The organism is Deinococcus pimensis DSM 21231, assembly GCF_000519345.1.
GTDB lineage: Bacteria > Deinococcota > Deinococci > Deinococcales > Deinococcaceae > Deinococcus_A > Deinococcus_A pimensis.
Window position 1 is genome coordinate 1,363 of record NZ_KI912635.1, and the last position, 1,183, is coordinate 2,545.

The window sequence follows — 1,183 nt, forward strand, 5'->3', positions numbered from 1 at the left end:
CCGCGCAGGCCGCCCGGCTCGGCCTCCTGCATCGCGGCGGCCGTCTCGATCGGCACGAACGCGACGTCCTCGCCGAGGTCGAGGCCGCCCTCGGCGGGCACGAAGGACCGGCCCGAGGAGAGGTCCGCGAAGAGGCCGCCGGTCACGTCGTACCCGACGACGCCGCCGAGCGTCTCGTCGAAGTACATGTCCGCGAGCCGCCCGAGGTTCTTGCCGTCGGTCGTCATGACGGTCGTGCCGACGAGGGTGGCCTTGTCGTTGAGGATGTCGGGGACGCGTTCGAGGGTGTTCGCCGCGACGACGTCCGCCGAGGAGCCGATCACGACGGCGTCGTCGCCGAAGGCGCGCACCGCATCGAAGGGAACGACGCGCGCCGCGCGGAACCAGCCGCCCTCGTCCACCAGCAGGGCGAGCAGCTGTCCGGCGCGGTGGTCGAACACGAGGTCCTGCACGGTGGCGAGGCGGGCGCCGCCGTCGAGCGCCACGATGGGTTTCCCGATGATGTCTCTGCCTTTTCGCATGGGTGTCCTCCCGTGGCGCGTCAGATGACGCCGAGGTTCAGCAGGCCGTTGGGCTTGAGGTAGAAGTAGTACAGAAGCAGGAACAGCACGATCAGCACGAGGATGACGATGAGGAGATTCGCGCCGCTGTTCGAGCCCTTGCCCTTGAGTCTTGCCATGAAGTCCTCCTGTCGGCGCGTGGGCGCCGCCTGAGGTCAGCATAGGAACCGCGCGTGTGGCGAGCCGCGCGTGTGGACGCGCGTTCTTGAGCCAGTCTTGACGGCACTTTGCCCGAGGGTTGAGCGGACGCGGCCGTCGTCGGGTTCCTCACGGGGAGGTAACGACTGTAAACTGCCCCTCGTGAAAGACTCGCAGATGACAGGTCTCGCGTGGGGTGCCGACGCGTCCGGCGTCAGGGTCGCGGACATGCCCCTCGTGATCCTCGTGGGCGTGACCGGCGTCGGGAAGAGCACGGCGCTGAGCGCGCTGCGGTCACGTCTGAACTTCTCGCTGCTGCCCGACCGGCGCGACCTCACGGACCGCTTCATGCTCGGCGGGAGCGCCGTCACCGACCGCGAGGAACGCTTCCGCCTCACGGCGCGCTGGCGCGAGCGTCACCCGGGCGGCATGGCGGAACTCCTCGCGGGCCTGCGAGCCGACCCCGCCGCGTTCCCGCCGCCCCT

3 protein-coding genes are annotated in these 1,183 nt (G+C 69.8%); 1 reads left to right on the forward strand and 2 read right to left on the reverse strand.

Annotated features, from left to right (window positions below; translation table 11 throughout):
• Both DEIPI_RS29245 and DEIPI_RS39150 read right to left on the reverse strand, forming a co-directional pair.
• Window positions 1-521: PRC-barrel domain-containing protein (locus DEIPI_RS29245; protein ID WP_045233830.1), on the reverse strand; the 521-nt coding region annotated here is incomplete at its 3' end.
• 20 nt (window positions 522-541) lie between these two features.
• A complete protein-coding gene (locus tag DEIPI_RS39150) occupies window positions 542-679 on the reverse strand; it encodes a hypothetical protein (protein WP_169737045.1) in 138 nt (45 codons plus the stop codon).
• A gap of 181 nt (window positions 680-860) precedes the next feature.
• On the opposite strand from DEIPI_RS39150, the gene DEIPI_RS39155 reads away from it, so the two are divergent.
• A partial coding sequence (locus DEIPI_RS39155) for an ATP-binding protein (RefSeq protein WP_483782845.1) occupies window positions 861-1,183 on the forward strand: 323 nt, incomplete at its 3' end.